We start from the raw sequence: 7,865 nt of genomic DNA on the forward strand, positions 1-7,865 counted from the left end.
GAGATCGCTACCTACGAAGCCTAAGAACATAACCAGTAGTTCAAGTACGTTCCGGCCTATCGGCCTCCACCGGACCGGTTTTCCGGCGCGGTGCGCCTCCAAACCGGCCGCTTAACATCGGCGTTAGATTTGAAGGGGATTCCATGAATGACAGTGAAACAGGATCTAGTGTGCAGTCCCATAGACTGAAACCTGGGGACACTATGCGCTTTCATAACCAGAAAAGTTCACCGTTGAGAGTCAGAGTCACCACCGAGTGTGGAACTCAGACCGAGACTGAGTTGCATCCCGGAGCCGTGTTTGAATTGAAAGTGGGGAATGCTTCCGCAACCGTTGACATGTTGCCTCCTGAGGAAGAGTACACGGGTTTACGATCAGTCGACTAAGCGGGTGAGCCTAAGGGCGAGTTCTTTGCGAAAATCTAACCAGGCCAGTCACGGCGACGGTTACTGCATTGCGGCTGCGCCTCCATTCCGTAATCGCGCGTGCTGAGCGGCGTTATGTGTAATTAGGAATCATGGAGTTGAGTATCAAGAGATTTCTTTCCCGTCTTTTCCGCTGGGAGAAAGGCCGGCAAAACACGGGATACGATAAGATGCTCGTCGGGGCCGGTTTTTGGCCAAATCCTTTTGACGTGTACCTGCTCCGATTCCGAGAGGGTCAGGGTATACCGCCCCATGTCGATCAAGTTAATAGCGGAGAGCATTACCGGTTTAACCTGGTGCTCAAGCAGCCAAAGTCTGGTGGCCACTTTCGGTGCAGCAACCCGATTTTTGAGAGCTCAAGGATCAAACTTTTCCGGTCTGATATTTCTGAGCACTCAGTGACGCCAGTCAAGCAGGGGAGTCGTTATGTGCTCAGCATTGGATGGGTTAAAAACACATAACAATGTGGTCAACGGGACGCCAACTACGCTGCGCTCCGTTGGCGCCCATTACCACTGGCGTTAAATGGCTGCGGGAGGGTTCGTGTTGAAAGGTAATTGCCCCAGTTGTGATCGTAAAATTCAGAAAACTATAACCGATATCTGCATGTATTGCGGTGCAAGCTTGGAGGCAGAACAACGGTTCACTCCAGAAGAGAAGAAAGAGATATTGAAGTCGAAGCAAAAGCTAGCCAAGGATCTGAATGCAAAGACCTCAGTAGTCCCAAACAGAACCACTGGTTCAACTTTTCTTGCAGGTGGCGATCTGAGCGGTGGTGGTGATTGCTAAATGCATTTAACCAGTGCATTAAATTCGTTCCGGCCCGATGGGCCTCCACCGGACGGCTTTTTCTACGCTTCGCTACGTAAAAGCCGCCGTTTATGCAGGCGTTAGCCATTACAGAGAGGTCCAGGATGACCCGATTAAAATATTGCTGGCTGCTCTTGATTGCAGTACCCGTCTTGAGTGCGTCGGCGGATACCGCCACCTGCATAGTCGAAATAGAGGACGTGACTGCTGCGGTGAAGTCCAATGCTGCGGCAAAGCGGACTGTTCAGTTTGTATTTGAGCTCACGCCAAAGTCCGATGTGCAGCGGGAATACTTTCAACTTTCAGAGGGCTCCTACTCGTGCACGCTAGCGTTTTTTGATCTTGATTCCGGCACATCACTGTCGTGCGAAAGAACAGATGATCAGGGTCATACATACTTCCAGTCAGACCGGAGTGGAATCAGTGAGCATGCTGCTAGGAATAATCTAGTTTTCCGTGAGGGCGACTCACACTTTGTATTGAACGCTAGCTGCGAGTGATGGCTAACAAATCGTTCAAGTTCGTTCCGGCCTGTGGCCTCCACCGGACGCCCTGTACAGGGCGCCGCTTAACTCAGCGTTAAGTGTTTTCAGGGAGGAAACTGTGAGTAAGTATCAGATTGCCCAGCTCAACATTGCCACGCTGATGGCACCGATAGATTCGCCGCAGCTTTCGGATTTTGTAGCGAATCTTGATCGGATCAATGCGTTGGCAGATGACTCCCCTGGTTTTGTCTGGCGGCTACAGACCGAGGACGGTGATGCTACCGGCATTGACTATTTCGGCTCCGATAAAATCGTAAACCTGTCCCTCTGGGACTCAGTCGAGGCTTTGCATAATTATGTTTATCGGTCTGCCCACGTTGAAATCATGCGCCGCAAGAAAGAGTGGTTCCAGAAAATGGGCGACGCCTATATGGTGCTTTGGTGGGTGCCTGCCGGTCATATTCCGTCAATCCAAGAGGCGGCGCAAAAACTGAACATTCTGCGAGAGCATGGCCCAACTGCCGAGGCTTTCACGTTCAAGAAAGCCTTTTCGGCTCCCAATGACTTTGCCAATGTGCCAGCCGATACTTGGGGTGGTGAATGTCCAGCCACTTAACAAGGCAATCAAATTCGTTCCGGCCTACGGCCTCCACCGGACGCCCTTGTCAGGGCGCCGTTTATTGCTGGCGTTAAATTAAGGAACTGAGTGCAATGGAACAATTTATAGGCTACATCGCCACGGGCGTAGTAAGCCTTGTCGTTGGCCTGCTTCTCCAGCGTTTGCAGGCAAAGCCTAGGCTCCTGTACTGGGTGCCTGGGTCATTCATGTTTAATCTGAAAGAGCCCAAACTCGCCCTGAGAACGGACTCTCTCACAATCCAAAATGATGGGCGTTTGCCGGCAACGAATGTCGAAATAATACACAAGCAGCGGCCAGACCATTTTCAATTCTCTACCGCGATCTCTTATGTAGAAGATACTGGCCCCGATGGTTGTCATATCATAAAAATTCCGAGTTTAGGTGCCAAAGAGTTCGTGAATATACAGCTCCTTAGTCACATCCAAGAGCCGGTTTTGCTCAATGTCCGCAGCGCTGAAGGCCCTGGTCAGCTGATTCAAGTCCATCTGCAACGCATCTACCCAAAATGGTTTCAAGTATTCGTTGCCCTGTTAATGCTTCTTGGTTTTGGCTTCCTAATCTATTGGATTGGCTCTGCAATCGTATTTGTCTCGAAATCTATAGGAGTGGCATGAGTTTGAGACAGAAATTTAACCAGTGCAGGCACGGCGACGCCCACTACATTGCGCCTTCGGCTCCATTCCGTGGGCGCGCATGCTGCAAGCGTTATGAGCCATAAGGACTGCAGATAGACATGAAAAAATGGCTTGAGGAATCAGAAGCGTCGCTGGCAGAGGCTATCGAGGCGGCAAGGATTGGTGAAATCCCGGCTCAGAATCTCTACATGATTGCCCCGCTGATCTACTCCAAAAGAAACCATATGAACAATGACGCTCTCGTTCAGCAAATGGCGGATGAGAATGAGGAACAGGTTCAGAGAGACTGGGCATGTGATGAAAGGTCAAAGGATCAGTTTAAGTTCCATTATGTTGCCTCATACCTCTTTTGTTTCGTGGTTGCCGGAAAAATAGAAGAGAGCAAATACGACGAAATTATGGAATATGTGACCAGAAAAATTGACCTATTCACCGATGATTACGGTTTTGAGTAAAGCTCATAACCAAGCCAGTCACGGCGACGGCTACTGCATTGCGGCTTCGCCTCCATTCCGTAGCCGCGCGTGCTGAGCGGCGTTATGTTTTATAGAGGACAAAATTTGTGCTGGAAATAATCCAACAAAATCCTGTTATTAGTTTTTTTGCAGGGTTTATACCTTTGGTCGCGGGTACATGGAAGGTCATGGATGTGCTTTTCGTCAAACCGAGAGATTTTCGTATAGCGGTTCTTGAAAACAACGTGGAAGAAATTCGAAAGCAACTACAGAGAAATGAACCGGAAAGAGTTAGTGCCAACCCGCCATCTTCGGTTTCGGCTCCCTCGCAGGATCGTTCAATTTCGGGCGAAGCTTTAGAGGAGAAAGGCGATAAATTTGAGAAGATCGTCGAGACAACTTCTCTACTAAATGATATGGATCTCTTTTATGAGTCATGGAAAGACAATGAACTGACGGAGCTACAACGGGACCAGTTCGAGAAGAGCTATGTTGGTCAGAAGGTGGTTTGGACAGCTACATTTTCTTCTGTGCGCGAGGAGCGAGACGGATACTTGTGGGTGAGCTTAACGTCTAAAAATAAGAAAAATTATGGAATTCACGTCATCGCAGTGTTCGAGGAAAATCATAAGGAAGCTTTGCTCGCAATCAATAAAGACGAGCTTGTTCAGGTTTCTGGGATGATTGATTCTTTCTCTCTTGCGCCATTGATTAGAAAGTGCAGTATTTCGAGAAGAACATAACCAACGACTGCACAGCGACCGATTTTCCGCCGCTTTGCGGCTACAAACCGGCGCGTGAGCCGGGCGTTAGAAATCACATGGAAATGACTTACTTGAGAGCCTGTTGCCTTGATGCGTCTGTGCTGGTGAAGTGGCACATTGACGAAGAAGGCAGTGAAGTAGTTCGAGATTTCATCGCCAAAGAGGCCACGATCTATACAACGCCATTCTGCTTCTACGAGGCCCTTGGCGTACTCAAGGTGAAGTATTTGTATCGAAAAGAGATCAGTCGGGAGCAATACCTAGAAGCTTGTTTTAGCCTGGGTTGTGAGTTTCAGGCTCGGCTGAATGAGGCAGAGGATATTGACGTCTGCGAACCTCCCTATTTGTTGCAAACAATAGAGCTTGCAAGAAAACACAACCTAGACGTTTCAGATGCTTTTCAAATACTGAGCGTAAAGGAAGGGCTGTTTGCCGGGGGAATCGAGGGATCAGCGACTATCTTGGTGACTGCTGACTCGAAGCTAGCTGCGACGGCCGAACACGAAGGCTTGCGTGTGCTCAATGTGCTGGAATCAGGCAATGGGTAGTCAATTTCTAACCAATCGCGTAAGTCGGACGTCCCTGACGGGCCGCCGCTTCGCTCCGCGTTAAGCCCAAGGGGAGTTAGTCGAGGTGTCAAAGTACGAAATTTTGAGTGTCGTCTTGGGCTGCATCGCGACCATCGTCAGCTTGGTCGTTTGGGGTGGACAGCGAAAAATTCAGAGAGAAGCCAATGACCTTCAGCGTGCAACGTCGGAACTTGCCAAAAAGCAGCTGGAGATCCTGCTCCGGGAGGAGAAGGGAAAGGATGCTGCTCGACTCTCCTTCGACATTTTTAAAGACGGTAAAACCTACCGATTCCGGATAACAAACATCAGCGATGTCGCCGCAAAAAATGTTGATCTACGGTTATTGGTGAAACCGGAGGATAGCCCTCTTGTCAAAAATGATTACGAGGCTAAATTTCCCGTACCAATACTCCAGCCCGGAGGTTCTGTTACTTTGATTGCAGCGATCCACTTCGGGAGTCCTACCGCATACAACGCAGTGCTTTCGTGGGTTAATCCAGATGGTGCGGAGGTCTCGGAAGAGACGTATGCAGCGTTGTAGGCTTAACAAGTCACAGCACCGGACGCTCGCAAGCTCGCGCCGGTGTGTTCAGCGTTAAGCACTAAAGCCATGAAGCGAGTATCGAATCCAGGGAAATACAACGCCACTCTCAATGACTACTTGAGAGAAGTGCATTGTGTTTGCCCAAAGTGTGGCGGTAATGCGGTTATCAATGCTAGCGCAAAGTGCGCTTTGCCTTGGAAGCCATTTGACGTATCGCTTGTTTGTCACGGCTGCCCACATAGAGAAGGTTGGCCTAGCTCTAACTGGCAAAGTGATTTTAGAAGCCATGATCCGGCATGTGGCATTGAGCCTTACTTTGGTTATGAGCTGTCCCTTCAAGTTACTATCAAAGGGCACAATCTTGGCGTTTTCAGCCCGAAGCATGCTTCCGATATCGCGGAGTATGTTGCAGTAACTGACAGACCATCCCCAGCTAATGCAAAGTGGGCCATGGTAAATCGGCTACCAAAGTGGGTTAAACATGCCAAAAACCGTGAGGCAGTTTTACTGGCTCTGAATATACTGCAACGCCAATCTATACGGTTGGCTTAACAAGAGCAGGCACGGGACGTCAAACCTGCGGTTTGCCGCCCATGCTGCAAGCGTTATGTTTCACGAGTAGATCATGACTAACGATGAAATCCGGTCAATTGAGAGATCAACAGGTATAAAGCTACCCGAAAGCTATAGGGAAATACTGCTCAATTATCCCAAGGAGCTAGCGGGCACCGAAGCTGAAGATTTTGGTCTGTTGAACGATCCAGAAGCGATAGCAGAAGAAAACATTGAGGTTCGCAAAAACGGCTATTTCGGAGAAAAATGGCCAGAGAGGTATTTCATCATTGGCCAAAATGGGTGTGGCGATTACTACGTCATAAACCATGAAAAATCAGAGTTTTCAGTTGGCTTTGCGTGTCACGAAAGGATGGCGTGTGACCCTTACGCAGCTAATCTTGCAGAATTTGTAGAGAAGTATTTAGCCGAAATCTTGGAATAAAACATAACCAGGCGGCCAACCGGACGCCAAAAGCGTCGCGCTTTTGTTTCCCCCCGCTGCGCTCCAGCGCCGGTTACCTCAGCGTTATACACAAGGAGTAGTCACGGAAAATGGCAAGGAATAGTGGCCAAGGCGGGCCAATTGAATCAAGGTTGATCAGCCTCTTTGCATCTCTGTTTTTCTCGGTCCCGACCGCAGCGTTTATTTGGCTTGGTGTTAATAAAGAGCTCGCGTTCTGGGGCGGGTTTCTCAGCAGTACCTACCTGATCGCCTGTATCATCGTCTTTGCTGTGTTGGCATTGCTACTCCCGCAACTTTTTCCTTCTATTCTCGGGGGTGTCTGGCGCGGCATTGTCAGGGTCGAACGTTGGTGGGGCTGGTAGCCTTGTGTATAACAAGGCAATCAAATTCGTTCCGGCCTACGGCCTCCACCGGACGCCCTTGTCAGGGCGCCGTTTATTGCTGGCGTTATGGCTACAAGGAAGTCGAGTGAAAACGAAGGTTTATCTATCCATTTTTGCCAGCCTCATACTGGCAGTCCTTGTCAGCGCACTCGGCGGATCTTTTGGCGAGGCACTGGCAGAGCACGTAAACAAAGAGACTGCTGAATTGGCATTGGATGGCAGGTCAATATCAGATCTTTCCCGAGAAGAAGCCAACGCGTTGATGCGTGATCCGGAATTTGGTGACCGCTTGGTCGCAGCCAAGAAAGAGGTAACTGACGAGTACTGGTGGTATTTCGGCGCGAACTTCGCCATCCAAATATTACTAATTCTCGTCATTTGCTTAGTTTGCGGAAAATTTGTAATTCATACGGTGACCAAGCATGCAAGGCCATAACCAGGCGGTCAACCGGACGCCAAAAGCGTGGCGCTTTTGGTCCCCTCCGCTGGCGCTCCGGCGCCGGTTACCTCAGCGTTAAGTGATCCTATGGCCCCAGAAATTTGGAAAAGATTCTTCGAAACATGCTGCGAGGTCTTGGGTGTCGGATCCCATGTAGCGATGCGCAGCGATAATTGGTGCTCATGGACTACTTACGATCGCCTCACGCTAGATGCTGAGTACTGGTCGTCCGGCTTGCCCACCGCAAAAGAAATCGGTGACATTGGCATTGGTGACGGCGGTGTTTGGGGACAACCTTTTTCATATAGCCAAATAGCACACCTTATAGTGCCAAGAAAATTCTATTGGGAAAGCTTCGAGTCAGGTGAGTTCCGTGATGGGTTCAAAGAGGAGCCCTTAGAATCGCTATCTAAGGTCCTTGAGACAAAGGACGTACCACATCGCCTAACCGATCTGGTCTTGGAGATAAAATGCTACTGAACCACTTAACCAATCAATCAAGTTCGTTCAGGCCCTCTGGGCCTGCACCGGACGCCCTTTGCGCTGCGCTCCAAGGGCGCCGCTTATTTTCGCGTTATGCACAAGCAAGGCATCGAAATGAGTGAGAAGGTCCCATGTACTGAATGCGGTGCAGCAATTTTAGCAAGTACCGCCGAGCGCACCGGCGGTCTGTGCATGCCTTGTAAAAACGGTAACCG

At 49.7% G+C, this 7,865-nt stretch carries 10 protein-coding genes; all 10 read left to right on the forward strand.

The annotated features are described in order from the left end of the window. Positions 1 to 595 precede the first annotated feature (595 nt). The 10 genes from EZI54_RS25500 to EZI54_RS22720 all read left to right on the forward strand — a co-directional run bounded on the left by EZI54_RS25500 (position 596) and on the right by EZI54_RS22720 (position 7,164). Positions 596 to 886: a 2OG-Fe(II) oxygenase gene (locus tag EZI54_RS25500; RefSeq protein ID WP_365868924.1), complete on the forward strand. Its 291-nt coding sequence runs from the start codon at positions 596 to 598 to the stop codon at positions 884 to 886. A gap of 952 nt (positions 887 to 1,838) precedes the next feature. Further along, entirely contained in the window at positions 1,839 to 2,336 is a 498-nt protein-coding gene (locus EZI54_RS22680) for a DUF3291 domain-containing protein (protein ID WP_131484148.1), read from the forward strand. Between the two features lie 95 nt (positions 2,337 to 2,431). Further along, complete coding sequence (locus EZI54_RS22685; RefSeq protein WP_131484149.1) at positions 2,432 to 2,974, forward strand: hypothetical protein; 543 nt, start codon at positions 2,432 to 2,434, stop codon at positions 2,972 to 2,974. A gap of 119 nt (positions 2,975 to 3,093) precedes the next feature. Next, entirely contained in the window at positions 3,094 to 3,450 is a 357-nt protein-coding gene (locus tag EZI54_RS22690) for a hypothetical protein (protein WP_131484150.1), read from the forward strand. A gap of 107 nt (positions 3,451 to 3,557) precedes the next feature. Continuing rightward, entirely contained in the window at positions 3,558 to 4,193 is a 636-nt protein-coding gene (locus EZI54_RS22695) for a hypothetical protein (RefSeq protein ID WP_131484151.1), read from the forward strand. Then, entirely contained in the window at positions 4,169 to 4,762 is a 594-nt protein-coding gene (locus EZI54_RS22700; protein WP_131484152.1) for a type II toxin-antitoxin system VapC family toxin, read from the forward strand. Before EZI54_RS22695 ends, EZI54_RS22700 begins: the two co-directional genes overlap by 25 nt. 85 nt (positions 4,763 to 4,847) lie before the next feature. Next, positions 4,848 to 5,324, forward strand: coding sequence for a cupredoxin domain-containing protein (locus tag EZI54_RS22705; RefSeq protein ID WP_131484153.1), 477 nt, complete (start codon positions 4,848 to 4,850; stop codon positions 5,322 to 5,324). A 628-nt stretch (positions 5,325 to 5,952) separates the two neighbouring features. Beyond that, entirely contained in the window at positions 5,953 to 6,324 is a 372-nt protein-coding gene (locus EZI54_RS22710; RefSeq protein ID WP_131484154.1) for an SMI1/KNR4 family protein, read from the forward strand. Positions 6,325 to 6,434: 110 nt separating this feature from the next. Continuing rightward, positions 6,435 to 6,707, forward strand: coding sequence for a hypothetical protein (locus tag EZI54_RS22715; RefSeq protein WP_131484155.1), 273 nt, complete (start codon positions 6,435 to 6,437; stop codon positions 6,705 to 6,707). A 106-nt stretch (positions 6,708 to 6,813) separates the two neighbouring features. Then, entirely contained in the window at positions 6,814 to 7,164 is a 351-nt protein-coding gene (locus EZI54_RS22720; protein WP_131484156.1) for a hypothetical protein, read from the forward strand. Positions 7,165 to 7,865: the final 701 nt, after the last annotated feature.

The organism is Marinobacter halodurans (assembly GCF_004327985.1).
GTDB classification, from domain to species: Bacteria; Pseudomonadota; Gammaproteobacteria; order Pseudomonadales; family Oleiphilaceae; genus Marinobacter_A; species Marinobacter_A halodurans.